Genomic DNA, 23792 nt, shown 5'->3' on the forward strand with positions numbered 1-23792 from the left:
ACTTAGACAATTTTACAATCATCGAATCATTTGGCGCATGCGACCCGAAAACCGATCGCACCGTCACTTTGATATTTAGATAATCATCTAATTGATACAAGAGCCACGAGAAGAATTGCTGATGGCGTGTAAGGAATTGTCAGATCTTGGAAAGTTCCGCCATATAAGCGTTCAGAGTGTCGCGACGTAACACGAGATTGGCGAATTTACCTTCGCGCTGGATCTCGATGAGCCCGGCATTCTCGAGTTCCTTGATGTGATGCGACATTGTCGCGGCGCTGACGGCGTGGCACTCGTTCAGGAGGCTGCAGGGCGTAGGCTCGGTTCGCGTACCGATCTCTTTCAGAATCTGCACACGTCGCGGTTCGGCAAGTGCCCGGGAGATCAATCCCATCTGCCTCTCGCTTAAACGTATTGGCCCGGCATCCATGGTGTTCATCGCAAACGAAATCGGGTTGACCGTCTTCGGTCATCCCTATTCTGCCAGATATATGAATGTGCGAGGGCCTTGGCAACCTTTGCGCTGCGGCCGTGACCGGCTCAGGAATCGGTCTGTCGCGTCTTGCCGCTTTTGAATAGTGGCAAGCGCGGCGTCGGCCAGCCGGCGGCGTTGATGCGAAAAAGCAAGCCGTAGCGGGAATAGATGATCGCCGTTACGAAGGAAAACCAGCCGCCGAGCGCCAGACCGGCCACCACGTCACTCGGATAATGGGCGCCGACCATGACACGCGTGATCGCCAGCCATAAGGCGCAGGCGGCGAAGATGTAGCGATAGCGCGGAAACAGGAAGGCAAGCGCCACGAACAGAGCGCCGATGGTCGTGGCATGGCCGGAGGGGAAACTTTCGAAGCTGGCACGGCCATTGAAGGGCGAAAAGCCGAAGGGTCCCCAATCGGCAAAATGCGTGGGGCGGGCGCGTCCAATGGCGCGCTTCAGCAAATTGGCGAGGATACCGGAAAGCGCCACGGTCGTCAGGAGATAGCCGCCGATCTGGCAGATGCGCAGTGCCTGGCAGCGACAGCGCTGCGAATATAGCAGCCTGCTGCCAGCCCAACCTTCGAAAAACAGGAAGGCACTGATGAGAAGGATCCATCCGGAATCGCCGAAATCCGTCAACATTCCGCCGACGAAGCGAAGGGAGGGTGACAGGCTTTTAAGGGTGGCGCCGACAGGCCAATCGAACAGGAGAGCCGAGAGAAGGACGATATTGGCGGTCAGAAAAAGGCATATTTTCCAATGGGATGGCGCAAAAGCAGCATCACTTCGCCGCCAACGCCTGTCGAGAGACGTCAAGATCGCCTGCATAATCAGTGCCTATGTCGATTTCCAATCGGTCCGATTGATAGCAGGTTGTTGTTACAGTTTTTTAGAAAATCAGGACGGAGCGTCGCGGCGATCTCGAGCTGAGACACGCCTATCCCGTTCACAAGAAAAACCCCGTTCCGCGGAACGGGGCTTCGTGTTTCACGTGAAATATACCAGGCGATCTACCTGGCTTACGCCGAAAGGGCCTTGAATTCGGCGAGGATGGCGTCGCCCATTTCTGTCGTGCCGACCTGGCGGCTGCCAGGCGACATGATGTCGCCGGTGCGGATGCCGCTGTCGAGCACGTTGGCGATCGCCTTTTCCAGCGCATCGGCCTCAGTGACGAGGCCGAAGGAGTAACGCAGGCACATGGCGAAGGAAGCGATCATCGCGATCGGGTTGGCGATGCCCTTGCCGGCGATATCGGGGGCGGAACCGTGCACGGGTTCGTAGAGCGCCTTGCGCTTGCCGGTCTTGGCATCGGGGGCGCCGAGCGAAGCCGACGGCAGCATGCCGAGCGAGCCGGTTAGCATGGCGGCGACGTCGGACAGCATGTCGCCGAACAGGTTGTCCGTCACGATGACGTCGAACTGCTTTGGCTGGCGCACGAGCTGCATGCCGCCGGCATCCGCGAGCATATGCTCGAGCTGCACGTCGGAATATTTTTCCTCATGCGTCGCGGTAACAACCTGGTTCCAGAGCACGCCAGACTTCATGACATTGCGTTTTTCCATCGAGCAGACGCGGTTGTTGCGGGTACGCGCCAGTTCGAAGGCAACGCCGGCAATACGCTCGATCTCGTAGGTGTCGTAGACCTGGGTGTCGATGCCGCGCTTCTGGCCGTTGCCGAGGTCGATGATCTCCTTCGGCTCGCCGAAATAGACGCCGCCCGTGAGCTCGCGCACGATCAGGATGTCGAGACCCTCGACCAGTTCCGGCTTCAGCGACGAGGCCGACGCCAGCGCCGGGTAGCAGATGGCTGGGCGCAGGTTGGCGAAGAGCTGCAGATCCTTGCGCAGGCGCAGCAGGCCGGCTTCCGGGCGCACTTCATAGGGAACGCTATCCCACTTCGGGCCGCCTACGGCGCCGAAGAGCACGGCGTCGGCGGCAAGCGCTTTCTGCATGTCCTCTTCGGAGATGGCGGCGCCATGCGCATCATAGGCGCTGCCGCCGACAAGACCTTCATCCGTAACGAAGCCGGCATTCTTCGCCTCGTTCATATAGGCAATGATCTTGCGAACTTCGCCCATGGCCTCGGGGCCGATGCCGTCGCCCGGCAGGAGGAAAAGATTGCGAACTGTCATGGGAAAGCCTCCGCGAAAGAAAAAGTTGCGGGGTTTTTAGACCTGCAAATGCGGCTTTTCAAGCGAGGAAGGGGTCGAAACGGTACGGTTTTCGGGCTTTTGAGACCAGTCACCCGCCCTTGGACCACGAGGGCGGGTGGCTTGCGTTGCTTATCCTTACTCAGCCAGCCCGAGCGAGGCGAGGTAGGCGGCCGATGCCGGGATCTTCGACTTGTCCTTGATTTCGATGATCAGGCGCGGATTGCTGTTAAGCTTGGCAATAGCGGCAAAGACGGCGCGCCAGTGGATGTTGCCTTCGCCGAGGCTCCAGTGGCGATCGGCATAGCCATCCGCATCCTGCAGGTGGACATGTTGCAGGCGATTGCCGGCGGCGTGGACGTAGTAGTCGACCGGCGGAGCGCCGGTATAGCCGTGGGCGTAATGGGCATGACCGGTGTCGATGGAAACGGCGACGGCGGGCGAATTGAAGCTGTCGGCGAGGCCGACGCGGATATGGGGATCCTTGTCCTCGATGTTCTCGATGACCATGGTGAGCCCGATGTCTTCGGCGCGCTTGACGGCCTCTTTCAGCGTCAGATGCGTATATTCGATGATCTTCTCGCGCTCGCCCTTATTGTTGTCGAGGTTGTTGTAGGACCATGACGTATAGGGGCTATGGATGACCATTTGCGTGGCGCCGATATTGGCACAGACGTCGAGTGCCTGCAGCAGGCGCTTTGTGACGACGCCGCGGACGTCCGGGTCCTGTGAGGCGATGACAAAGCCCCAGAACGGGCCGTGGATGCCGAGGCGGCCCTGATGGCCGTCAAGCAGCTTGCGGGCGCGTTCGGCCAGCGGAGCCCAGTCGCCGTTGAGGATTTCGGCTTCAACGAAGCTCTGCAGCTCCAGGTCACGCGGCTTTTCGAGCAACCAGTTACGATGGATTTCAACGTCGTCGAGCGTCATGGCGGCGCCAACAATGGGAAGGGAGGTCATGGAGAGGCTCCATTGCGTGGAGAAGATTTAAGGGCGGGAGAAGAGGCCCGAAGGTCTCGGCACGCCTGTATGAACCCCCTTCTTGTCGATCATATTACAACGGTTGGGAAAGATGGTGTCCCGTTTCCGGGATTTGCGTTTTCCGCTCCCTGAGGTGCCGCAGCCGCGGATAGTTCCCTCTCTCTGCAGGCGGCGGGCGTTTTGGCATGAAAAAAGCCGGGCGCAAGGCCCGGCTTCGAAACGCGAAATAGTGATGAAACCGATCAGGCGGCCCAAGGGCGCGATGCGGCGTTCGACTTTTCGAAATTGTCGATCGCGGAGGATTTTTCCAGCGTCAGGCCGATATCATCAAGGCCGTTCAGCAGGCAGTGACGCTTGAATTCGTCGAGTTCGAACTTCAGCGAGCCGCCGTCCGGGCCGGTGATTTCGAGGTTTTCGAGGTCGATCGTCAGAATGGCGTTGGAGCCGCGCGAAGCGTCGTCCATCAGCTTGTCGAGATCTTCCTGGCTGACCTTGATCGGCAGGATGCCGTTCTTGAAGCAGTTGTTGTAGAAGATGTCGGCGAAGCTGGTCGAGATGACGCAGCGGATGCCGAAATCGAGAAGTGCCCAGGGCGCATGCTCGCGCGAGGAGCCGCAGCCGAAATTGTCGCCGGCAACGAGAATCTTGGCGTTCTGATAGGCCGGCTTGTTCAGCACGAAATCCGGGTTCGGAGAACCGTCTTCATTGTAGCGGGCTTCAGCGAAAAGGCCCTTGCCAAGACCCGTGCGCTTGATGGTCTTCAGATAATCCTTCGGGATGATCATGTCGGTATCGACATTGACGACCGGGAGGGGTGCTGCGACACCGGTCAACTTCACGAACTTGTCCATGGGGTCCTGCCTTCATTCTCGTCTAAGCACGAATTATCCTGCCAATAGAGCAAATCCGGCCCGAAATGAAGGAGAATCTTGGAAATGCTCTAAAAGGCGGCGCTTTGGGCGCTTTGCCCTTCAGCACGTGGCCTGAATTGGACACATGATCAAGGGATTCGGCAATAGGCCGCCCTGCCCTGTTTCAATCTCAGAGATCGATGATGGTGCCGCGACCGTCGTTCCAGATGCGCATTTCGCGCTCGCCGTTCGTCTTCGCCTTGGCGCGCACCGGTGCCGGCTTCATGCGCAGCGAAATCGCGCGGGCCGCCATTAGCACGGTCAGTATAGCACCGACAGCAAGCGTAACCGAAACGGTCAGCAGCGCCATGGCTGCAAACACGGTGATACCGGCAAGCGCGATGAACAGGGAACGGATATTCTGCATGGTCGAGACCTCTCTACACCAAGCAATGTGGTCTTCATCTCTGCCATCTGCAAGAGGAGCATGGCTTTTTGTTGACTTGCTTGTCGATTAAAAGCGCGGCAAAACGGCACAATGAGCCAGTCCGAGAGCCAAACCTCCCCTTCCCGCCCTGCCCGTCTGCGCCGCTCCATCTTGAGCGTTCCCGCCATCAACCGCCGTGCCCTGGACAAGCTTTCGAGCCTGGATTGCGATGCCGTCATCTTCGATCTCGAGGATTCCGTTTCGCCGGAGAAAAAGGCCGAGGCGCGGGAAAATCTGCGGGCCTTCTTTGCCGCCTCCCCGCTTCCCGGCAAGGAGCGAATCATCCGCATCAATGCGCTTTCCTCGAACTTCGGTGCCGAGGATATGGCGCTGGTCGTGGAGCTGGAGCCGGATGCGGTGCTGCTGCCGAAGGTGGATGAGCCGCAGGATGTGACTGGTGTCAGTGACCGGCTTGCGGAAGCCGATGCGCCGGAAGACTTGCGCATCTGGGCGATGATCGAGACGCCGCGCGGCATCCTGAATGCGGCCGCGATCGCCGAGGCTGGCCGCACGGCCGGCAGCCGGCTCGATTGTTTCGTCGTCGGCCTAAACGATCTCAGGAAGGAAACGGGCGTCCTGCCGCAGCCCGGCCGTCCCTATCTCGTGCCCTGGCTGATGCAGGTGATATTGGCCGTCAGCGCTTACGGCCTCGAGGCCATCGACAGCGTCTTCAACGATTTCAAGGATACTGAAGAATTCGCGGCAGAATGCGGCCAGGGGGTTGCCATGGGCTTTGCCGGCAAGATGCTGATCCATCCGAGCCAGATCGAAGCCGCCAACTGGCATTTTGGCCCTGACAAGGCCGCTGTTGCCGAGGCGGAATCCATCATCGCCGCCTTCGCCGCACCGGATGCCGCCACTCTCAATGTCGTGAACCTCGGCGGGCGGATGGTGGAGCGGCTGCATCTTGTCCAGGCAGAGAGACTCGTCCATAAAGCTCGCCTGATCGAGCAGCGCTCTTCGGGCGCCGCCGGAACGCCCCGTAGCGATGTGTGATTGCTAAATACAAGAAAGATGCCTTGATGAAACTCTACCGCTTTCTCACCGGCCCCGATGACGCATCCTTTTGCCACAAGGTAAGCGCGGCGCTGAACAAGGGCTGGGAGTTATACGGCTCGCCGACCTATGGCTTCAATTCAGCAAGCGGGCGGATGGAATGCGGTCAGGCTGTCGTCAAGGACGTGGCCGGCAAGGATTACGATCCGGATATGAAGCTTTCCGAGCAGTAAGCACCGGCTGAAATTCTCATTCTTCCCGATCGTCTTGCGGCCGGGACCGATATCAGCGATCCGTCGCTTCCTCGGCGCTCGCCTCGATGCGCTCCATGTCCTCGTCGCTCAGGCCGAAATGGTGGCCGATCTCATGGATCAGGACATGGGTGATGATGTCGCCGAGGGTTTCTTCGTTCTCAGCCCAGTAATCGATGATCGGCCGGCGATAGAGGCGGATCTTGTTGGGCATGTCCCCCGTCTGGGCGGTGAAGCGCTCCGAGATGCCGCGGCCTTCGAAGAGGCCGAGCAGGTCGAAGGGCGTTTCCAGCGCCATGTCCTCGAATACCTCGTCATCCGGGAAATCTTCGATGAGGATGACGAGATCACCGGTGAGCGAACGGAATTCGTCTGGCAGGTGGCTGTAAGCCTCCATTGCCAGGGATTCGAATGTACTGATGGAGGGCGAGTGGCGATCCCGCCAATCTTCGCTCTGGTCGACGCGAGCCATGAATATTCCTTCCTTGGCTGGTCATATAGAGACTTTACGCCGCTTTTACGAGTGTAGATTACGGCAGAGGAATATTTTCTCATGAAATGGTGGTTGACTCTTTCTGCAAGCTCTGGAATCCATAAGAACATAACAGGAACATTATCGATCTGGAGTGAACGTCATGGCCGAGGCTGCCGTGGCGCGGGAAACGCTTTTCGCCCTGCGTGAAACCATTGCCCGACTGGAAGGCAGGCCGATCCCGGCACTGGCCGCTGCGGCGCATGAAACGCTGACAGACAAGCCGGCGAGGCAGATGGCGGCTATTGCGAAATCCCTGCCTATTCAGCCTATGCGTGAACAATCGCTCCTTCCGATCGGTGTCGACGAGCTTGATGCGGCGCTGCAAGGCGGTTTGCCGCTCGATGCGCTGACGGAAATCCGCTCGCTCGGCCTCCGCGATGCCGGTGTGGCCAGTGGTTTTGCCCTGGCGCTTGCCGCGCGGCTGCATGCGCAAGCTTCGGATACGGTCCCGGCCAAGTCTCCGGTTCTGTGGATCGGCGATACGGTCGCGACGATGGAGGCTGGCCTGCCCTATGCCATCGGCATCAGCGATTTTGGGCTGGAGCCTCAGGCTTTTCTGCAGGCGTCGCCCCGCAAGCTGGACGATGCGCTCTGGGTGGCGGAGGCGGCGCTTGGCAGTGCTGCCTTTGCCGCCATCATACTGGAAGTACGCGGCAATCCCGCCCGTTTCGGCCTGACCGAAAGCCGGCGGTTGGCGCTGAGGGCCAAGGCGGCGGGGCGGCCCTTATTTCTGTTGCGACAGGGAGGCGAGGAGGAAGCAAGCAGCGCCCTCTTCCGCTTTTCCGTCGAACCCGCGCCTGCGCAGGCGCGGCCCCTGCCGGATGGATCGGTGCTTGGCGGCAGCATCGGTCACCCGGCCTTTCGTCTGACCTTGGAAAAGAGCCGAAACCCAGCGCCTCTTTCCATAACCTTGGAGTGGAATGCCCATGACCGCCGCTTTGCCCCTGTCTCCGATGTTCAGCACCCTGCCTTTCCCGGCGAACACGCAGCGCATTCTGGCGCTGACCTTTCCGCATCTGCCGACCGACCGGATCGCACGCAAGCGCTGGGGTCTGTCCTGGCGTTCGACAGGCAGGCTTGAAGCGCCGCCGCTCGCCTGTGCCGGCAAGCTCAACAATGCCATGCGGCTGACCGCGCTCAACGAACGGGCTGAAATGATCGGCTTGAAACAGGGGCAGGGCGTGGCCGAGGCAAAGGCGATCTGTCCCGATCTCGATGTCGTCGAGGAGGATCCGGCGGCGGATCGCAAGCTTCTGGAAGCGATCGCCGACTGGTGTGACCGTTATACGCCGCTGGTGGCGATCGACGGCAAGGACGGGCTGTTTCTCGACATTACCGGCTGCGCCCATCTCTTCGGCGGTGAAGAGGCGCTGCTCGAGGATGTCTTGATCCGGATTTCCCGGCTGGGCTTCGATGTGCGCGGCGCCATTTCCTCCGCACCCGGCCTCTCCTGGGCCGTTGCCCGCTTTGACGAGAGCCGTATCGTTCCGCCGGAGGCCATGGAAGAGGCATTGGCGTCGCTGCCGGTCGCATGTCTTCGGCTTGGCGAGGAGACTATTGCAGCCTTGCAGAAGATGGGCCTGAAGCAGGTGGGCGATCTTCTGGCCGCACCACGAGCGCCGCTTGCCCGCCGGTTCGGCGCGCAGCTGCTGCTGCGGCTCGATCAGGCTGTCGGTCTGGTCGAAGAGCCGATCTCGCCGCGCCGCCCGGTCGCGCAATTGTCGGCCGAGCGCCGGCTGGCCGAGCCGGTGCAGGCCGAAGAGGATATTCTTCAGCTTGCCCGCCAGCTTGCCGAAAGCCTGAAGCCGGGGCTGGAAGCCCGCGGCATCGGCGGTCGCTCCTTCGAGCTCCTGCTCTTCCGTGTGGATGGCGCGGTCTTCCGTATCGCGGCCGGCGCATCGCAGCCGTTGCGTGAGCCGAGCCGCATCGCCAGCCTATTCACTGAGCGCTTTGGCGCCATTCATGACGATCTCGATGTCGGCTATGGTTTCGAAATCATCCGCCTGAATGTGCTTCAGCATGCGCCCTTCGATGCCATGCAAGGCGATTTTGTCGGAGGAGATCGTCAGGAAGGCTCGCTTGCCGCCTTTGTGGATCGCGTGGCCGCCCGGCTGGGGCCGGACTGCCTGCAAGGGTTCGAGCTGCGGCAGAGCCATATCCCCGAACGAGCTGTGCGGCCGCTGCCGGCGATGACCATCCTTAGCTCGAAGCCGCGCACAGGTCAGGAGGATGCTGGCCATGGCTTCTTCCGCGGCGAGCGGCCGCTGCGGCTGTTTCGCATGCCGGAACTGGTCGAAACCATTGCTGCCGAAGTGCCCGATGGCCCGCCCCGGCAATTTCGCTGGCGGCGGGTCATGCATCGGGTCAGCCGGGCCGAAGGGCCGGAGCGGCTTTCGGCGGAATGGTGGCTCGAGGAAAGGCAAGAACCTGACCGCGATTACTTCCAGGTCGAAGATGAGGAAGGCCATCGTTTCTGGTTGTTCCGAAAGGGGCTCTATGGCAGAGGCGCCACGACGCCTGACTGGTACATGCATGGAGTCTTCGCATGAACGCGCGTCCGAGTTTCCACGAACCCGTGCCCTTCTTTGAGATCGGGGTGAGAACGAATTTCTCCTTTCTCGAAGGTGCCTCGCATCCAGAGGAAATCGCGGCGCAGGCCGCCATCCTGAAACTGTCGGGATTTGGAATTGCCGACCGCAATTCGGTTGCCGGCGTCGTTAAGGCGCATGCGCATACCAAGATTCTCTGGGAAAAATACAAGGAGGGCATTGAGAAGAATCTAACGCTTCGAGCGAAGGGCGAGCCAGAAAAGCCGCTTCTGAAGCCGGTCCCTTTCCAGCCGGGCGCGCGCCTGGTGTTTTCGGACGGCACGCCTGACATTCTTGCCTATCCGGAAAACCGTAAGGGCTGGGCGCATCTCTGCCGGCTGTTGAGTGCTGGCAATCTCAGAGCCGAGAAGGGTTCCTGCCAGCTCGAAGAGGCCGATCTGACGGAATGGGGCGACGAGATGATGCTGGCGCTTATTCCCGATGCTGAAAGTGTCGAGACGCAAGAAGGGCAGGAAAAGCTGGAGCAATGCCTGAAGCGGTTATGGATGCGATTCGGCCGGAAGTTCCACATGGTCCTGTCGCCGGCCTATGACGGGCGGGACCGCATGGTCTTCGCCACGCTTTCCATCCTGGCGCAGCGCAATGGCGTGCGGTTGATCGCCAGCAATCAGCCGCTCTATCATTCGACTGAGCGCAAGCCGCTTGCCGATATCGTCGTTTCGATCCGCGAGCATGTGCCGATCGCCGAAGCCGGCTTCAGGCTGGCGGCGAATGCCGAGCGCTACATGAAGGATGCTGCCGAGATGGCGCGCCTCTTCAGGGATTATCCGAAGGCCATCGCCAATACGCAGAAGTTTTTTAGCCGGCTTTCTTTTTCGCTGGACGAGCTGAAACATAATTATCCCGACGAAAGCGTTCCTGGAGAGACCGTTGCGGAAACGCTGAGGAGACTGACCTGGGAGGGGGCCAGATGGCGCTTTCCTGAAGGGATCCCGCCAAAGGTCTCGATGCAGATCGAGCACGAGCTCAAGCTCATCAGGGAGCGGAAATATGAGCCATATTTCCTGACGGTGCACCGCATCATGGAGTTTGCTCGCAGTGCGAATATCCTATGCCAGGGACGCGGATCGGCAGCCAATTCGACCGTCTGTTATTGCCTCAGGATTACTGAGGTCAATCCTGAAATAACAAGCTTGCTTTTCGAGCGTTTCATCTCGACGGAACGCGAGGAGCCACCTGACATCGATGTCGATTTCGAGCACGAGAAGCGTGAAGAGGTTATCCAGTTCATCTACAGGCATTACAAAAAGGAGCATGCCGGGCTGACGGCGGCGGTCACCAGTTATCGCGCACGTTCGGCCGGCCGCGAAGTGGCGAAAGCCTTCGGCCTGTCGGAAGATGTGCAATCGGCTCTTGCGAGCGGCGTCTGGGGCTGGTCGACGGAAGAACTTTCCGAGCGCGAGGCGAAGATTGCCGGCCTCGATCTCAAGGACAAGACGACACGGAACGTCCTTTCCTATGCCTCGACGCTGATGGGATTTCCGCGGCACCTGACCCAGCATGTCGGCGGCTTCGTCATCACCCGGGATCGGCTGGATGAGGTCGTGCCGATCATGCATACGGCGATGGACGATCGCTATATGATTGAGTGGAACAAGGATGATCTCGACAATCTCAATATATTGAAGATCGACGTGCTGGCGCTCGGTATGCTGACCTGCCTTGCCAAGGCCTTCGACCTACTGCTGTTGCATTACGACGTGAAGAAGGCGCTCGCCGACCTTGGGAGCAAGGAATATCCTGATGGCGTGCCGGTCTATGATATGATCTGTCGCGCCGATACGATCGGCGTCTTTCAGATCGAAAGCCGGGCGCAGATGAGCATGCTGCCGCGTCTTCGGCCCCGTAAATTCTATGATCTGGTCATCGAGGTAGCGATCGTCCGTCCCGGCCCCATTCAAGGAGACATGGTTCATCCTTACCTCAAGCGGCGGGATGACGATCTTCACAAGCGGCCGATCGAATATCATCGTCCGGAGTTGAAGGCTGTTCTGGAGCGAACTTTGGGGGTTCCGCTGTTTCAGGAACAGGCGATGCAGATCGCCATCACTGCAGCCGGATTTTCGCCTGCCAAAGCCGATCGGCTGCGCCGATCCATGGCGACGTTCAAGCGAACGGGGAGGGTCGATGAATTCAAGACGGATCTGGTTTCGGGCATGGTCGCGAAAGGCTATCCTCAGGACTTTGCCGAACGCTGTTTCAGCCAGATCGAAGGTTTCGGCGAGTATGGTTTTCCCGAAAGCCATGCGGCCTCCTTCGCTCTGCTCGTCTACGCCTCCTCCTGGCTCAAGGCCTATTATCCCGATGTCTTCTGTGCGGCGATCCTCAATGCCCAGCCGATGGGCTTCTATGCCCCGGCGCAGCTGGTGCGTGACGCACGCGAGCATGGCGTCGAGGTGCGGCCGGTGGATATCAATCGTTCCAGCTGGGATTGCCTGCTCGAGCGGGGACGCTTCGATAAGGATGCGGTCGAGCCGCGTCATGCGTCGATGCGCGGGATTATCAAGACGCAATGTGCCGTCCGTCTCGGCTTCCGGCAGGTCAAGGGTTTGTCCGAAGACGAGATGAAGCAGCTCGTCGAGGGTCGTGGCGAGGGTTATCGGTCCGTACGTGACCTCTGGCTTCGCTCCGGTCTTGCCAAGGCGCAGATCGAGCGCCTGGCGGATGCGGATGCGTTCGGCTCCATCGGCTTGAGCCGACGGGAAGCGCTATGGGCCGTGCGGGCGCTCGATGCCAGCAGCGCTGCTGAAAAGCTTCCCCTCTTCGATCTCGGCGATCATACGGAGCTGCAGGTCGAGCCGGTGGTTGCGCTGCCGGAAATGCTGCCTGGCGAGCAGGTCATCGAAGATTATCGCTATCTGTCGCTATCGCTGAAAGCACATCCGGTTTCCTTCCTACGCGCCGATTTCGCGCGGCAAGGCATCGTGCAAAGCCGGGATCTGCCAAAGGTGGCGAATGGGCGGATGGTGACGATCGCCGGCCTGGTGCTGGTGCGCCAGCGGCCGGGTTCGGCCAAGGGGGTGATCTTCATGACCTTGGAGGATGAAACCGGCGTCGCCAATGCGATCGTCTGGCCGAAGAAGTTTGAGAAATACCGTGCCATCGTCATGGGAGCGCGGCTGGTGAAGATCCGTGGCCGGCTGCAGAGCGAGAGCGGCGTCATCCACGTGGTGGTCGATCATATCGAGGATATGACGCCGGCACTTGGTATTTTGCAGCGCGAGGCGCGGCGTTTTGGCGTGAGCGATCGAGCGGATGAGGCGCTGCGGCCGACCATGGATGTCAGACAGAAGGAGAAGTCCCCTCTGCCGCGTGGAGCCGCTGCCGGGGCAGCGGCGGAAGGCCGCAGCAATGGTGCCGAAACGGCCAGAGTCATGCCGCGAGGCCGCAATTTTCATTGAAATTCCGGCCTCCGCATCCCCGGCGGAGGCCAATGACCTCATGGGCGGACCAGATTCGAATCGTTTCTTTCTTGACAAAGAGCGTCTTCTTTAGCAGATAACAAGACAGCAGGTGTCATGTTTGACGGGCTGAGCGAAGAATGCTGGTTTGCAGTTGTAATTACATCACCGACAAGGAAATCCGGGACGTTATCAACGAACTCCTTGATCAGGACTGTTGGCAGCTCATCGTTCCCGCGAAGGTTTATCACGCCATGGAAAAGCGCGGCCGTTGCTGCGGCTGCTTCCCGAATGTCGTTGATATCATTATACAGACAACCCAAGATTATCATGCCCGCCGCCACTCGACGGAAGCGGAAATATTTGATTTCATGTCCCGCCTGAAAAAATTCCATGAAGACAACAGGAGAGCGGACATTGAAAGGCGACAAAAAAGTCATCGAGCGGCTTAACGAGGCGCTGTTCCTCGAGCTTGGCGCAGTCAACCAATATTGGGTTCACTACAGACTTCTCGAAGACTGGGGCTACACCAAGCTTGCCAAGAAGGAGCGCGCAGAATCCATCGAGGAAATGCAGCACGCCGATCGCCTCGTTGCCCGCATCATCTTCCTTGAAGGCCATCCCAACCTGCAGACGTTGGCGCCGCTGCGCATCGGCCAGAACGTCAAGGAAGTGCTGGAAGCCGATCTTGCCGGCGAATACGATGCCCGCACCGCCTACAAGAAATCCCGCGATATCTGTCACGATGCCGGCGATTATGTTTCCATGAAGCTGTTCGAAGAGCTCTTGGCGGACGAGGAAGGCCATATCGACTTCCTCGAAACCCAGCTCGAACTGCTCGGAAAAATCGGCGAAGCAAAATACGGCCAGCTCAACGCTGATTCCGCCGATTCCGCAGAATAATCGATACCAGAGCGGTTCGGCTTTTCACGGAAACTCTGAACCGCTCTATCTTTTTGTTTTCCAGCAATTCCAAACGGAAAATCGCTACGCACTTTTCCTGGAATTGCTTCAGAATCCGGCCGCACTGCGGCCGGTTTTTTCGTTCAGTCTTCAGCCTTGAGGCCGGCCAGATGGCTGAACTCCGAAACCACCTGCTCGTAGACCGATCGCTTGAAGGCAACGATCAGACCGGGAAGCTCGGCCATCGGCTTCCACTCCCAAGCATCGAATTCCGGTTCATGACCGCCCGGCGGCGGATTAATGGCGATCTCGCTCTCGTCACCGTCGAAGCGGAAGGCGAACCAGCGCTGCGTCTGGCCGCGGTATTTTCCCCTGAGGCCGATGCCGATCAGCTGCGGCGGCAGATCGTAATTGATCCAATCCTTCGCTTCCGCGAGCAAGGTCACGGCTTTCATGCCCGTTTCCTCATAAAGCTCGCGATAGGCGGCCTTCAGCGGATCTTCGCCCTCATCTATGCCGCCCTGCGGCATCTGCCAAAGCTGCGGTGAGCCGTCATACTCGGAATTGCCGTCCGGAATGCGGCGGCCGGCCCAGACCAAGCCCTCCCGATTCAGGATCATGATGCCGACACAAGGGCGGTAGGGCAGGTCTTCGGCTCTTACGGGCGCGTGGGGCGTGCTCATTTCTCTCTCCAGGGATCAGCCCAGCGAACCGGGCCAGGGGTCAGGGATGTTTCGGGTCGTCGGCAAGCGCCGAGACGGCGACGATTTCAATGCCGCGCATGGCGGCCTCCTCACTCCATTTGCTGATGGCATCGACGCTTTCGTCGAACGCCGAGGCCACGCCGATCGCGGAACCGTTGCGGCGGGCGATGCGCTCGAGCTCATCGAGTTTCCTGAGGATCGCGTCCTGCTGCAGTTCTCCGTCGAGCTGGATATCGGCGAAAGCATGCGGCACTTCCAGTGTCTTGGCGAGCATTCCGGATTTGGATTGCGCCGAAGAGCCATCATCCAGGAATAGCAGGCCGCGCTTTCCAATATCGCGCAGCACAGGTTCCATGGCACTGGGATTGGCGAGGAAGCGGCCGCCAAGATAGTTCATGACACCGGTATAATTGGTGATCTTGCCCATCGCCTTGTGCAGGTTATCGATGTTCCTTGCAGCCGAAAACGAGGTCAGTAGCGTATCCGGGCCGGGATTGTTGCTGGGATAGTCGAAGGGCTCGAACGGCACCTGGATGAGGATCTCATGGCCGCCGCGCCGCGCCTCCTGCATCCAGCGCTGCAGGCTGTTGCCGCTGACGGCAAAAGCAAGCGTGATTTCTTCCGGCAGCTTCTCGATGGCGCGCTGGGTGCCTGTCTGGCTCAATCCGAGGCCGCTGACGACGATAGCGATGCGGGTACCGCGCGCGCCGGACCAGGGCCGCGCATATTGATCCATCGGTCGCAGGCCGCTCGCCGATGTGATCGGCAGCTTGCCGAAGGGAGAGTCTTCCAGCAGGCTGTCATTCGGCGTTGCCGCCATGCGCGGGTCCTGGCCCACCTGATTGGCGTTGATCAGGACCGGGCCGCTGCCATCACGGTTGTTCGGGCTGAACATGGTGACGACCGACCCATCGCCGGTAACGATGCGTGTGGTATTGGCGCCGGATTGCGGATCGACCTGGGCTAGTCCGGTCTGTCCGGTTTGCTCGGCCGTAGTCGGCTTGGCTTTGGCTGGAGGAGCCGGATCTTCCTTCTTTGCCGTCTCGACCGGCCGGGTCTTTTGCAGCTGATCGCGCAAAAGCGCCGAATAGAGAGAAAAGCCGGCGATCGCGATCAGGCAGAAGCCGCCGAGAATGCGTCCAAAGGGGATGGAGCGCCGCTGGCGGCCGGGGCCGCGGTTCTGTCCCAACGGTGCATGCAAATCCGTTCCCAAGTTCCAATCCACCCCAAGCGGAAAACTCTATCGGCCTCGAGCATATCGCTCACGAAGAAGCGGAAAAATGCCCGCGGCACTCAAAGCGCTAAAACATGAACAAAATTGTTTCTGAGAGACGTCGGATTCATACGGAATTGAGGCCAGCGGAGACGACCGGAACGCTACACTTCGTCCCGCTCCCTCATCGTGAAAGCGCCGGGTCTGTTTCCAGCCCGGCGCCAGTCCTTACTTTGAGGAAACCGCCTTTTCGGGGTTCGGCGGGAAGGCCGGATCGGTCTTCGCGCCACGCAGCAGGTCGAGTGCGTAGTTGAGCTGGATATCGTCCTTCGGGTCCGGCGGCACGTAGGCCGAAGAGCCGGAGCCCTTGTCGGTCTCGCTCTGGCCCTTGATGTGGCCCGGCAGGCTGGATTCGCCTTCCGTCGTCAGCTTGCCCTTCAGATCGTCGGGAAGTGGCTGGTCGACCTTGACATCGGGGGTAATGCCCGTGCCCTGGATCGAACGGCCCGACGGCGTGTAGTAGAGCGCTGTCGTCAGGCGCAGGGCGCCGTTGCCGTCACCGAGCGGAATGATCGTCTGCACGGAGCCCTTGCCGAAGGACTGGGTACCGAGCACGGTGGCGCGGCGCAGATCCTGCAGCGCGCCGGCGACGATTTCCGAAGCCGAGGCCGAACCGCCGTTGATGAGCACGATGATCGGCTTGCCGTCGGTCAGATCGCCCGGGGTGGCGTTAAAGCGGCGGGTCTCGTCCGGATTGCGGCCGCGGGTCGAAACGATCTCGCCGCGCTCAAGCACGTCGTCGGCAACGTTGATCGCCTGGTCGAGCAGGCCGCCCGGGTTGAGGCGCAGGTCGAGGACGTAGCCCTTCAGCTTGTCGGCCGGGATATCCTTCTTGATCTTGGCGATCGCGGCTTCGAGATCCGGCGTGGTCTTTTCGGTGAAGGAGATGATGCGGATATAACCGACATCGCCACCTTCCTCGCGCGACTTGACGGCGGCAACGGCGATCACGTCACGGATGACGGTGAGCTCGATCGGCTTGTCGACGCCCTTGCGCATCAGGGTAAGCTTGATCGGCGTCTTGACCGGGCCGCGCATCTTTTCGACGGCATCTTCCAGCTTCAGGCCGCGGACGGACTGGCCGTCGATGGCGGTGATATAGTCGCCGGCAAGGACACCGGCCTTGGCAGCCGGCGTATCGTCAATCGGGGTGATGACCTTGACGAGATCGTTGTCCATCGTCACTTCGATGCCGAGACCGCCGAACTCACCCTTGGTCTGGGTGCGCATATCTTCCGCATCCTTGGCGTTCATGTAGCTCGAATGCGGGTCCAGTGAAGACAGCATGCCGTTGATGGCGGCTTCGACGAGCTTGTCTTCCTGGGGAGGGGTCACATACTGCGCACGCACGCGCTCAAAGACATCGCCGAAAATCGACAATTCCTTATAGGTGGAAGTGCCAGCGGCTTCCGCCGGCGCTACCGCCGAGTAGATAACGCCCATCGCGGTCGCACCCATCAATGCGCCGACGAGAACAAGAGAAGCCCTACGTATCATTGCGTGCCTTTCCAGTGTCTTTGGAGGTCCACCAGGGCCGAGAATCGACTGGTTTTCCATCTTTTCGGAATTCAATGTAAAGCGTTGGCCGATCCGTTTCCAGCGCCAATGCAGTCGCGCTCGCGACTCTTTTTTGGCCCATGGTGGCAAGCGGTTCGCCAGCGAAGACGAATCTGCCAGGGCGCGTCTTAATCGCGTCCATGCCCGACAGCACCATGTGATAGCCGTCGCCCGTGTCCAGGATGATCATCTGTCCGTAGCTGCGAAACGCGCCGGCGTAGACGACCGTGCCGTCGGCGGGAGCCGTGACCAGTGCTTCCGGGCCGGTCGCGACGGTCATTCCCATCGCGGTGTGGCCGGTGCCATCGTCGTCGCCGAACTGGCGGAGAATATCGCCCGCCACGGGCAGCTCCAACTTTTTCTTCAGGTCTGAAAATGCATATGCGGGCGTAATGCGGTTTTTATCGGGCACACCGCTCTCGGCGAGGGCTTTCGCCTGCTCGCGCTGCTGTTCGGTCATTTGCGCGCGGCGCGCCTCTTCCGCGCGGGCAGCTGCGGCAGCGTCCCGCACCGAGCCGATCTGGCTTTCCAGCGAGGCGACGAGCCCTTCTAGGCTGGTTGCCTGACCTGCCAGCTCCTCCGCGCGCTTGCGCTCCGCCTCAAGCTGGGTGGCGTTTTCCTTGCTGTGCTTATCATTCTCCGCAATCAGCAGATCCATACGCCGCTCCTCCTCCAGACTGTTGGTCATGGTGGTGGTGAAGCTCGCCTTTTCGGCGGCGGTATCGGCCTGCAACTTGCTGAGATCGGTCAGATCGGCGATGAGCTTGTCCGTCTCCTTGCGCATTCCGGGCACGACGGCGCCGAGAAGAATGGCGCTGCGCACCGATGCGAGCGCATCGTCCGGCGTTACCAGCAAAGCCGGCGGCGGATTGCGTCCCATGCGCTCCAGCGCGCCGAGAACCTCGGCCAGCAGCGCGCGGCGCTCGTGCAGCGAGGCGCGGATCTTGTCTTGCCTGACGGCGAGGTTCGTCAGCGTCTTCTCGCTCTGTTGGATCTTCCGATCCAGGTCCTTGCGACGGGCTGCACTGTCGATCAGCGCCTGACGTAGGCTTTCGGTGCTCTTGTCGAGAGAGGCGATGCTGTCTTCCAGTTCCTTCGTCTTGCCGGACGAGAGGCTGATCGTCTTGGAAAGCGCATCGAGCTGCGCGCGCGTCTCATCGCGCTTGCGCGCAAGGTCTGCTGCCGGGTCAGGGGTTTCCTGTGCAGGTGCCGATGCCGTCGCGGAAGGGCGATCGTCAGGCGCTTGCGGCGCGATGGCATCCGCTTCCTGCGCGATGGCGACGTCCTCCCGGGAGAAAGGGCCTGCCATATAGGCGCCCACGCCGAGCATTGCCGCCAAAGCTGGCAGCACGATACGCGAAAGCATGGGCGGGGCTTTTCTCATCCAGTCGGTTCGGCCTGGTCCCTTCGGATCGCGCGAAAATAAGCTGATTTGCCGCGATCATCCAGGAAGCATCGTCATTTTCAGGGCGGGAATCAAAACACGCCTGTGTGAGCGTTTCGTTAACGCAAAAACGGTGAAAGCCAAACTGTTTTCAAAACGGATGGAGCAATCACACCCGATGGTAGGGGTGTCCGGAGAGGATGGTCACGGCTCGGTAGAGCTGTTCGGCAATCAGGATGCGCACGAGCTGGTGCGGCCAGGTCAGCTTGCCCAGGCAAATGGTCATGTCGGCCTTGTCGTAGAGGGCGGGGTCGAGGCCGTCGGCACCGCCGATGGCGATCGTCAGGTCGCGCTTGCCCTGATCGCGGTATGTTCCGAGCATGCCGGCGAAGGCTTCACTGTCGAGCGCCTTGCCGCGTTCGTCGAGAAGAATGAGGACACCGCCTTCGGGATGCGCCTTTTGCAAGAGGCTCGCTTCTTCACGCTTGCGGGTCTCGCTGTTGGATGCTCGGCTTTCGGCAACCTCGGTCATGCGCGCCATTTCCAGGCCGATGGCTGGTCCGGCCTTGGCGAAACGGTCGAGATAGCGAGCCGCAAGATCCTTTTCCGGGCCGGCTTTCAGCCGTCCCACCGCAAAAAGACCTATCCGCATTCCCGCTCCCACGCAAATCCGCCGTCATGGCGGCACAAAACGAAACTCTTGCCGGAGGTTCATCTCCGGCGATCTAAACCTGCACAGGGGGCCGGGAAGGCGCCCTTGGATCCTTCCGCATTCCGGGCGGAAAACCGCTACGCAGTTTTCCCGGAAATGCGGTCGCTCCGCTAGTGCAGCGTGCCTTCGTCGAGATCGGGTGCTGCCCACATCTTTTCGATGTTGTAGAACTCGCGGATCTCGGGTCGGAAGACATGAACGATGATGTCGCCGGTGTCGATCAACACCCAGTCGCCGCCATCGAGACCCTCGACGCGGGCATTGCCGAAGCCCTCGTCCTTGAGATCGGTCATGAGATGGTCGGCAATCGCCAGGACATGGCGGTTCGATCGGCCGGAGACGACGACCATGTAGTCTCCAAGCGCAGACTTGCCAGCAATGTCGATGGTGACGATATTTTCGGCCTTGGAATCCTCGAGGCTTGCGAGGACGGCTTGCAGGGCGCGGGCAGCGGCATCGGCGCCACGTTCCGAGCTCTTCGGGATAACGACAGGCGTTCTTCCCTTGGCGTGTACTGTTGTCAGTGCTCTTCCTTCCTTGAGTAACAGAACATGCACGTGAGTGATCTGAGTCGATCACGTCATAAAGATAGGCACCAAAGCATTAAGGTTTCAAGACGCAGGCCTGTAACTTCGGCCATTCGGGACAAGGATTTGCGTCTGAACGGGGCTCTTTTGCACCAGATATGGGTGAACATCCGCGGCAGATGCCAAAAATCAGCTTTCCGGGGTCACTCCGTCGACAAGAATGAGGTTGCGGCTGAGCGCTTGGTCGCGAACTTCAAGGGCATGGGCATATTCCGGTGAGCGATACCAGGCTCTGGCTCGCTCGATGTCGGGAAACTCGACGATCACGATTGCCTGCGGCGACCAGTCGCCTTCCAGCTTTTCGATCGGGCCGCCGCGGACAAGATAATGCCCTCCATACCGGGTCATGGAGGCGGCTGCGCGGGTCCGGTAGATCTGGAAGGCCTCGGCATCGCTTACCGTGACATCGGAGATGATATAAGCCGACATTGTTTTTCCCATCCGTGCGACGATGAAGAACTCGCGGCACTCCTGTTTGGAAGTGCGCCGTTGTATTGGAAATCAGATAGGCCGCTACCGTCTTCCGTCCATTCTCCCCGGCATGTACAGGCGCGCGAAAGCCGCCTATAAACCATTGAGACCAAACCATTACAGGTGCCATGACCGACGCTCCGCAGTCATCATTGAAGCCCATTCTCCGCATCAGCTTTTCGGGGCAGGATCGGCTTGGGCGCGGCAAGATGGAGCTTCTCGAGCATATTCAGCAGACCGGCTCGATCTCGGCCGCCGGCCGCGCCATGGACATGTCCTATCGCCGGGCCTGGCTGCTTATCAGCGAACTTAATCATATGTTCCGCGAACCGGTCGTCGAATCGCAACGCGGCGGCCAGAAGGGTGGCGGCGCCGCCCTGACGCCGTTTGGCGAGGAGTTGCTGCGGCGGTTCCGCGGCATGGAAACGACGCTGCGCGCGGCAATAGCCGATGACCTGGACTGGCTCGAAGCCAATCGCAGCTTGGCGGACGCTTCTTCGAAAAAATCCTGACTAATGTTCGAGCGCCACGGTCTTGATGACCGCATGGACCGGCAGCCCGATGCGCAGCCCCAGCCGTTCGGCTGAGAATTGCGTGATGCGGGCAGTGACGATGTCGCCGCCGCAATCGACCCTGATCTCAGCCGTCCCGTCAGCCGCCGTGCCGATTCCCAGCACTTCGCCGCCGAGGATATTTAGGGCGCTGAGACCCTCCGGCCGCGTCGTCGCCAGCATGACGTCACGGGCGGGAATATGGACACGCACCGTCTTGCCGACCGCGGCTACCTGTCCCGGCACGATCAATCTTGCCGCCTTCAGGGCGACGACGGTGAGATGATTGTTATCGTCGATCGCTTCGACGCGGCCTTCCAGCAGCACACCAGCTTCGCGTCGGTCTTCCGCCAGCGGGCCGGAGAGCTGGCTGAAGATGTCGACGGCGGCGCCGATCGCCTCGACCTTGCCGTCGCGCATGACGACGACACGGTTGGCGAGGCGCGCCACTTCGGAGATCGAATGGCTGACATAAATGATCGGTATATTGGTCTCGTCGCGAAGCCGCTCGAGATAGGGAAGGATTTCCGCCTTGCGGGCCTCGTCGAGTGCTGCCAGCGGTTCGTCCATTAACAGGAGCCGCGGCGAAGAGAGCAGGGCGCGCCCGATCGCGACGCGCTGCTTTTCGCCGCCCGAGAGTTTTGCCGGGCGCCGGTCGAGCAGTGCGCCGATGCCGAGGAGATCGACGACGCCATCGAAGCTTTCGCTGCGCTCGCTTTTGGGTGCGAACCAGCGGCCGTAATTGAGGTTCTGCCGCACGGATAGATGCGGGAACAGGCGTGCCTCCTGAAAGACATAGCCGAAGCGGCGGCGGTGGCGTGGCACGAAGATCTGCCTGTCGCTATCGGCAAGCACGGTATCGTCGAGGCTGACATGGCCGTGATCGGGCCGAGTGAGGCCAGCGATGATGCGGACGATCGACGTCTTTCCGGAGCCGGAGCGGCCGAAAAGGGCCGTCACGCCGCCATCGGACGTGAAGGAGGCCTCCAGCGAAAAGACGCCGAGGCGGTGGCGGATATCGACCGAGAGCGTCATTCGAAATCCACCCTGCGGCCTGCGAGATAGGCGAGGAATTCCGAGGCGAGCAGGGCTGCCATGGAAATAACGATGGCGACGATGGTCAGCCGCATGGCGCCGGCATCGCCGCCTGGAACCTGCGTGAAGGTGTAGATCGCCGAAGACAGCGTCTGGGTCTCGCCGGGAATGTTGGAGACGAAGGTGATGGTGGCGCCGAATTCGCCCATGGCCTTGGCGAAGGAGAGGATCATGCCGGCGATGATCCCGGGCAGGATCAAGGGCAGCGTGACCGTCAGAAAGGTCCAGATGGGGCTGGCGCCCAGCGTGCCGGCCGCTTCCTCCAGCTTGCGATCGACCGCTTCGAGCGACAGGCGGATGCTTCTGACCATCAACGGGAAACCCATGACGCCGCAGGCAAGTGCTGCCCCAGTCCAGCGGAAGGAGAAGACGAGGCCGAGATATTGATCAAGTAAAGATCCGATCGGCCCCTTTCGGCCGAAGAGGATGAGGAGGATGAAGCCGGTGACGACGGGCGGCAGGATCAGCGGCAGATGGATAACGCCATTGAGGACCGATTTACCCCAGAACCGGCCGCGTGCGAGCAGGAGGGCAGCGACAACGCCGAAGGGTAGGCTGACCAGCATGGCGACAATGGAAACGCGCAGGCTCAGCTCTATTGCAGTCCATTCGTCGCTGCTCAGACCCAACGCTTCCAAATACCCGCCCCTTAAAACATCTCAGGCTCGCCACGAGTCAGCGAGCCTGAGGGCTTGAACTTTTCATACCTGACTTGCGGTGATGACGCTCACTGCTTCAGGATCGTGAAGCCCTCATGCTCGAAGAACGAAACAGCCTTAGCCGATTTCAGAAAGTCGAAATAGGCTTGTGCATCCGGGTTCTTGCTGCTGCTGGTGATGGCGATCGGGTAGACGATCGGCGGGTGGCTGTCGGCCGGGAAGGTGCCGACGACGGCAACGCCAGGATCGGCCGAGACATCGGTCTGATAGACGATGCCGTAAGGCGCTTCGCCGCGCGAAACGAGCGCGAGGGCGGCGCGAACGCTTTCGGCGCCCGCGACCTTCTTTTCGACTGAAGCCCAGACGCCGAGCTTTTCCAGCGCCGTCTTGCCGTATTTGCCTGCTGGTACCGATTCCGGCTGGCCGATCGCCAAGCGGCCGTCGCCAAGCAGGTTAGCAAGATCGAAGCCCTGTTTGATCTCGACCGGCTTCGCCTTGTCCTTGGCGGCGACGAGAACGAGCTTGTTACCCAGCAGGTTGATGCGGCTATCGTCCTTGATCAGCTTCTTGCCGGCGACATAATCCATCCAGTTCGTGTCGGCGGAGATGAAAACATCGGCCGGCGCGCCATTTTCAAGCTGCTTTGCAAGCGGTCCGCTCGCCGCGTAGGAGACAGTGACCTCCTTGCCGGTTTCCTTGGTGAAGGCGGCATCGGCGTTGTCGAGCGCGTTCTTCATGCTGGCGGCGGCAAAGACGACGATCTTGTCGGCGGCGAGGGCCGGTGCCGGAATGACCGAAAGGCCGAGCCATGCGGCTGATACCGCGGCGGTTGCGAGCTTGATCCATTGGCGTCGGCTGGTGGTCATCCTAATTCTCTCCAAAGATGTCGACATATTTTGAGAGATATAACGACACGCAAGGCTTGACTAGGGATGTATTTGCAAAAATACATCGCGATATGATCGCGTAAACCTACGAATTTTATGGATTTTCCGCGACGCAGTGCATATGGGCGGTTTTGGGCATTACAAAAATGCATGACTGAATTTGCCCAGTGGATTGGCGAACGCTCACGAAGTACGACGTAACGTTACGAACCGTGGAATCTTGCGCCATTCTTTCGCCGAATTAAGTCCGATACTGAAAATCAAATGGCGAGAA

At 60.2% G+C, this 23792-nt stretch carries 26 protein-coding genes; 8 read left to right on the plus strand and 18 right to left on the minus strand.

Annotation, left to right across the window (positions count from 1 at the left end; all coding sequences use genetic code 11):
• Positions 1–139: 139 nt before the first annotated feature.
• The 6 genes from FBZ97_RS20580 to FBZ97_RS20605 all read right to left on the minus strand — a co-directional run bounded on the left by FBZ97_RS20580 (position 140) and on the right by FBZ97_RS20605 (position 4883).
• Entirely contained in the window at positions 140–394 is a 255-nt protein-coding gene (locus FBZ97_RS20580; protein ID WP_113352834.1) for a helix-turn-helix domain-containing protein, read from the minus strand.
• A gap of 146 nt (positions 395–540) precedes the next feature.
• The gene (gene lpxE, locus FBZ97_RS20585; RefSeq protein ID WP_145321754.1) at positions 541–1305 is read right to left on the minus strand and encodes a lipid A 1-phosphatase LpxE; all 765 of its coding nucleotides are present in this window, start codon (positions 1303–1305) and stop codon (positions 541–543) included.
• A gap of 191 nt (positions 1306–1496) precedes the next feature.
• Positions 1497–2609, minus strand: coding sequence for a 3-isopropylmalate dehydrogenase (gene leuB / locus FBZ97_RS20590; protein ID WP_145321756.1), 1113 nt, complete (start codon positions 2607–2609; stop codon positions 1497–1499).
• A gap of 156 nt (positions 2610–2765) precedes the next feature.
• The gene (locus FBZ97_RS20595) at positions 2766–3584 is read right to left on the minus strand and encodes a sugar phosphate isomerase/epimerase family protein (RefSeq protein WP_069613881.1); all 819 of its coding nucleotides are present in this window, start codon (positions 3582–3584) and stop codon (positions 2766–2768) included.
• Positions 3585–3847: 263 nt separating this feature from the next.
• Positions 3848–4456: a 3-isopropylmalate dehydratase small subunit gene (gene leuD / locus FBZ97_RS20600; RefSeq protein WP_113333457.1), complete on the minus strand. Its 609-nt coding sequence runs from the start codon at positions 4454–4456 to the stop codon at positions 3848–3850.
• Positions 4457–4646: 190 nt separating this feature from the next.
• On the minus strand, positions 4647–4883 hold the full coding sequence (locus FBZ97_RS20605) for a hypothetical protein (RefSeq protein ID WP_113389677.1): 237 nt from the start codon (positions 4881–4883) through the stop codon (positions 4647–4649).
• 111 nt (positions 4884–4994) lie between these two features.
• Here FBZ97_RS20605 and FBZ97_RS20610 point away from each other — a divergent pair, with 111 nt between their 5' ends.
• Both FBZ97_RS20610 and FBZ97_RS20615 read left to right on the plus strand, forming a co-directional pair.
• The gene (locus FBZ97_RS20610; protein WP_145321758.1) at positions 4995–5939 is read left to right on the plus strand and encodes a CoA ester lyase; all 945 of its coding nucleotides are present in this window, start codon (positions 4995–4997) and stop codon (positions 5937–5939) included.
• Between the two features lie 26 nt (positions 5940–5965).
• Positions 5966–6172: a DUF1737 domain-containing protein gene (locus FBZ97_RS20615; protein WP_069611395.1), complete on the plus strand. Its 207-nt coding sequence runs from the start codon at positions 5966–5968 to the stop codon at positions 6170–6172.
• A gap of 52 nt (positions 6173–6224) precedes the next feature.
• Here FBZ97_RS20615 and FBZ97_RS20620 read toward each other — a convergent pair whose 3' ends face one another.
• Positions 6225–6662 (minus strand): metallopeptidase family protein, encoded by a 438-nt coding sequence (locus FBZ97_RS20620; protein ID WP_069611396.1) that lies wholly within the window; start codon positions 6660–6662, stop codon positions 6225–6227.
• Positions 6663–6825: 163 nt separating this feature from the next.
• Between FBZ97_RS20620 and FBZ97_RS34785 the strand changes: the two genes are divergently transcribed.
• Genes FBZ97_RS34785 through FBZ97_RS20630 form a run of 3 tightly spaced genes read left to right on the plus strand, consistent with a single transcriptional unit; the run spans position 6826 to position 12735 of the window.
• Positions 6826–7806 carry a hypothetical protein gene (locus FBZ97_RS34785; RefSeq protein WP_233788774.1) on the plus strand — a complete coding sequence of 327 codons (981 nt, stop codon included), beginning with the start codon at positions 6826–6828 and terminating at the stop codon, positions 7804–7806.
• A 40-nt stretch (positions 7807–7846) separates the two neighbouring features.
• The gene (locus tag FBZ97_RS20625; RefSeq protein WP_233788778.1) at positions 7847–9274 is read left to right on the plus strand and encodes a DNA polymerase Y family protein; all 1428 of its coding nucleotides are present in this window, start codon (positions 7847–7849) and stop codon (positions 9272–9274) included.
• Complete coding sequence (locus FBZ97_RS20630; RefSeq protein ID WP_145321760.1) at positions 9271–12735, plus strand: error-prone DNA polymerase; 3465 nt, start codon at positions 9271–9273, stop codon at positions 12733–12735. The genes FBZ97_RS20625 and FBZ97_RS20630 overlap by 4 nt, the downstream gene beginning before the upstream one ends.
• A gap of 38 nt (positions 12736–12773) precedes the next feature.
• Here FBZ97_RS20630 and FBZ97_RS34790 read toward each other — a convergent pair whose 3' ends face one another.
• Positions 12774–13037 (minus strand): hypothetical protein, encoded by a 264-nt coding sequence (locus FBZ97_RS34790; protein ID WP_246661828.1) that lies wholly within the window; start codon positions 13035–13037, stop codon positions 12774–12776.
• On the opposite strand from FBZ97_RS34790, the gene FBZ97_RS20635 reads away from it, so the two are divergent.
• Positions 12927–13187, plus strand: a complete 261-nt coding sequence (locus tag FBZ97_RS20635; RefSeq protein WP_233788780.1) for a (2Fe-2S)-binding protein — start codon at positions 12927–12929, stop codon at positions 13185–13187. The two genes, FBZ97_RS34790 and FBZ97_RS20635, sit on opposite strands and share 111 nt — an antisense overlap.
• Positions 13153–13638: a bacterioferritin gene (gene bfr / locus FBZ97_RS20640; protein ID WP_069611399.1), complete on the plus strand. Its 486-nt coding sequence runs from the start codon at positions 13153–13155 to the stop codon at positions 13636–13638. Before FBZ97_RS20635 ends, bfr begins: the two co-directional genes overlap by 35 nt.
• Positions 13639–13781: 143 nt before the next feature.
• Here bfr and FBZ97_RS20645 read toward each other — a convergent pair whose 3' ends face one another.
• The 7 genes from FBZ97_RS20645 to FBZ97_RS20675 all read right to left on the minus strand — a co-directional run bounded on the left by FBZ97_RS20645 (position 13782) and on the right by FBZ97_RS20675 (position 20284).
• Positions 13782–14321, minus strand: coding sequence for an RNA pyrophosphohydrolase (locus FBZ97_RS20645; protein WP_113352827.1), 540 nt, complete (start codon positions 14319–14321; stop codon positions 13782–13784).
• Between the two features lie 40 nt (positions 14322–14361).
• Complete coding sequence (locus tag FBZ97_RS20650) at positions 14362–15555, minus strand: divergent polysaccharide deacetylase family protein (protein WP_145321762.1); 1194 nt, start codon at positions 15553–15555, stop codon at positions 14362–14364.
• 228 nt (positions 15556–15783) lie between these two features.
• Positions 15784–17112, minus strand: coding sequence for a S41 family peptidase (locus tag FBZ97_RS20655; protein WP_113333468.1), 1329 nt, complete (start codon positions 17110–17112; stop codon positions 15784–15786).
• Positions 17102–18538 carry a murein hydrolase activator EnvC gene (locus FBZ97_RS20660; RefSeq protein WP_246661818.1) on the minus strand — a complete coding sequence of 479 codons (1437 nt, stop codon included), beginning with the start codon at positions 18536–18538 and terminating at the stop codon, positions 17102–17104. The genes FBZ97_RS20655 and FBZ97_RS20660 overlap by 11 nt, the downstream gene beginning before the upstream one ends.
• A 187-nt stretch (positions 18539–18725) precedes the next feature.
• Entirely contained in the window at positions 18726–19208 is a 483-nt protein-coding gene (rlmH, locus tag FBZ97_RS20665) for a 23S rRNA (pseudouridine(1915)-N(3))-methyltransferase RlmH (protein ID WP_113352824.1), read from the minus strand.
• A 170-nt stretch (positions 19209–19378) separates the two neighbouring features.
• Positions 19379–19825, minus strand: a complete 447-nt coding sequence (gene rsfS / locus FBZ97_RS20670; RefSeq protein WP_069611404.1) for a ribosome silencing factor — start codon at positions 19823–19825, stop codon at positions 19379–19381.
• Positions 19826–19984: 159 nt separating this feature from the next.
• Positions 19985–20284 carry a DUF1330 domain-containing protein gene (locus FBZ97_RS20675; protein ID WP_145321766.1) on the minus strand — a complete coding sequence of 100 codons (300 nt, stop codon included), beginning with the start codon at positions 20282–20284 and terminating at the stop codon, positions 19985–19987.
• Between the two features lie 170 nt (positions 20285–20454).
• Here FBZ97_RS20675 and FBZ97_RS20680 point away from each other — a divergent pair, with 170 nt between their 5' ends.
• The gene (locus FBZ97_RS20680; protein ID WP_113352823.1) at positions 20455–20838 is read left to right on the plus strand and encodes a winged helix-turn-helix domain-containing protein; all 384 of its coding nucleotides are present in this window, start codon (positions 20455–20457) and stop codon (positions 20836–20838) included.
• On the opposite strand, the gene modC is transcribed toward FBZ97_RS20680, so the two are convergent.
• The 3 genes from modC to modA form a co-directional block, all read right to left on the minus strand.
• The gene (modC, locus tag FBZ97_RS20685; protein ID WP_113352822.1) at positions 20839–21912 is read right to left on the minus strand and encodes a molybdenum ABC transporter ATP-binding protein; all 1074 of its coding nucleotides are present in this window, start codon (positions 21910–21912) and stop codon (positions 20839–20841) included.
• Positions 21909–22610, minus strand: a complete 702-nt coding sequence (modB, locus tag FBZ97_RS20690) for a molybdate ABC transporter permease subunit (RefSeq protein ID WP_145321768.1) — start codon at positions 22608–22610, stop codon at positions 21909–21911. Before modB ends, modC begins: the two co-directional genes overlap by 4 nt.
• 89 nt (positions 22611–22699) lie before the next feature.
• Positions 22700–23497, minus strand: a complete 798-nt coding sequence (gene modA / locus FBZ97_RS20695) for a molybdate ABC transporter substrate-binding protein (RefSeq protein ID WP_145321770.1) — start codon at positions 23495–23497, stop codon at positions 22700–22702.
• Positions 23498–23792: the final 295 nt, after the last annotated feature.

This window comes from Rhizobium sp. ERR 942, assembly GCF_007828395.1.
Classification (GTDB): Bacteria; Pseudomonadota; Alphaproteobacteria; order Rhizobiales; family Rhizobiaceae; genus Rhizobium; species Rhizobium dioscoreae.

Excerpts from the sequence above, each read along its gene's own strand:
- FBZ97_RS20580 (WP_113352834.1), bottom strand. The coding sequence starts at position 394 with ATGGGATTGATCTCCCGGGCACTTGCCGAACCGCGACGTGTGCAGATT.
- lpxE (WP_145321754.1), bottom strand. The coding sequence starts at position 1,305 with ATGCAGGCGATCTTGACGTCTCTCGACAGGCGTTGGCGGCGAAGTGAT.
- leuB (WP_145321756.1), bottom strand. The coding sequence starts at position 2,609 with ATGACAGTTCGCAATCTTTTCCTCCTGCCGGGCGACGGCATCGGCCCC.
- FBZ97_RS20595 (WP_069613881.1), bottom strand. The coding sequence starts at position 3,584 with ATGACCTCCCTTCCCATTGTTGGCGCCGCCATGACGCTCGACGACGTT.
- leuD (WP_113333457.1), bottom strand. The coding sequence starts at position 4,456 with ATGGACAAGTTCGTGAAGTTGACCGGTGTCGCAGCACCCCTCCCGGTC.
- FBZ97_RS20605 (WP_113389677.1), bottom strand. The coding sequence starts at position 4,883 with ATGCAGAATATCCGTTCCCTGTTCATCGCGCTTGCCGGTATCACCGTG.
- FBZ97_RS20610 (WP_145321758.1), top strand. The coding sequence starts at position 4,995 with ATGAGCCAGTCCGAGAGCCAAACCTCCCCTTCCCGCCCTGCCCGTCTG.
- FBZ97_RS20615 (WP_069611395.1), top strand. The coding sequence starts at position 5,966 with ATGAAACTCTACCGCTTTCTCACCGGCCCCGATGACGCATCCTTTTGC.
- FBZ97_RS20620 (WP_069611396.1), bottom strand. The coding sequence starts at position 6,662 with ATGGCTCGCGTCGACCAGAGCGAAGATTGGCGGGATCGCCACTCGCCC.
- FBZ97_RS34785 (WP_233788774.1), top strand. The coding sequence starts at position 6,826 with ATGGCCGAGGCTGCCGTGGCGCGGGAAACGCTTTTCGCCCTGCGTGAA.
- FBZ97_RS20625 (WP_233788778.1), top strand. The coding sequence starts at position 7,847 with ATGCGGCTGACCGCGCTCAACGAACGGGCTGAAATGATCGGCTTGAAA.
- FBZ97_RS20630 (WP_145321760.1), top strand. The coding sequence starts at position 9,271 with ATGAACGCGCGTCCGAGTTTCCACGAACCCGTGCCCTTCTTTGAGATC.
- FBZ97_RS20645 (WP_113352827.1), bottom strand. The coding sequence starts at position 14,321 with ATGAGCACGCCCCACGCGCCCGTAAGAGCCGAAGACCTGCCCTACCGC.
- FBZ97_RS20655 (WP_113333468.1), bottom strand. The coding sequence starts at position 17,112 with ATGATACGTAGGGCTTCTCTTGTTCTCGTCGGCGCATTGATGGGTGCG.
- FBZ97_RS20660 (WP_246661818.1), bottom strand. The coding sequence starts at position 18,538 with ATGCTTTCGCGTATCGTGCTGCCAGCTTTGGCGGCAATGCTCGGCGTG.
- rlmH (WP_113352824.1), bottom strand. The coding sequence starts at position 19,208 with ATGCGGATAGGTCTTTTTGCGGTGGGACGGCTGAAAGCCGGCCCGGAA.
- FBZ97_RS20675 (WP_145321766.1), bottom strand. The coding sequence starts at position 20,284 with ATGTCGGCTTATATCATCTCCGATGTCACGGTAAGCGATGCCGAGGCC.
- FBZ97_RS20680 (WP_113352823.1), top strand. The coding sequence starts at position 20,455 with ATGACCGACGCTCCGCAGTCATCATTGAAGCCCATTCTCCGCATCAGC.
- modC (WP_113352822.1), bottom strand. The coding sequence starts at position 21,912 with ATGACGCTCTCGGTCGATATCCGCCACCGCCTCGGCGTCTTTTCGCTG.
- modA (WP_145321770.1), bottom strand. The coding sequence starts at position 23,497 with ATGACCACCAGCCGACGCCAATGGATCAAGCTCGCAACCGCCGCGGTA.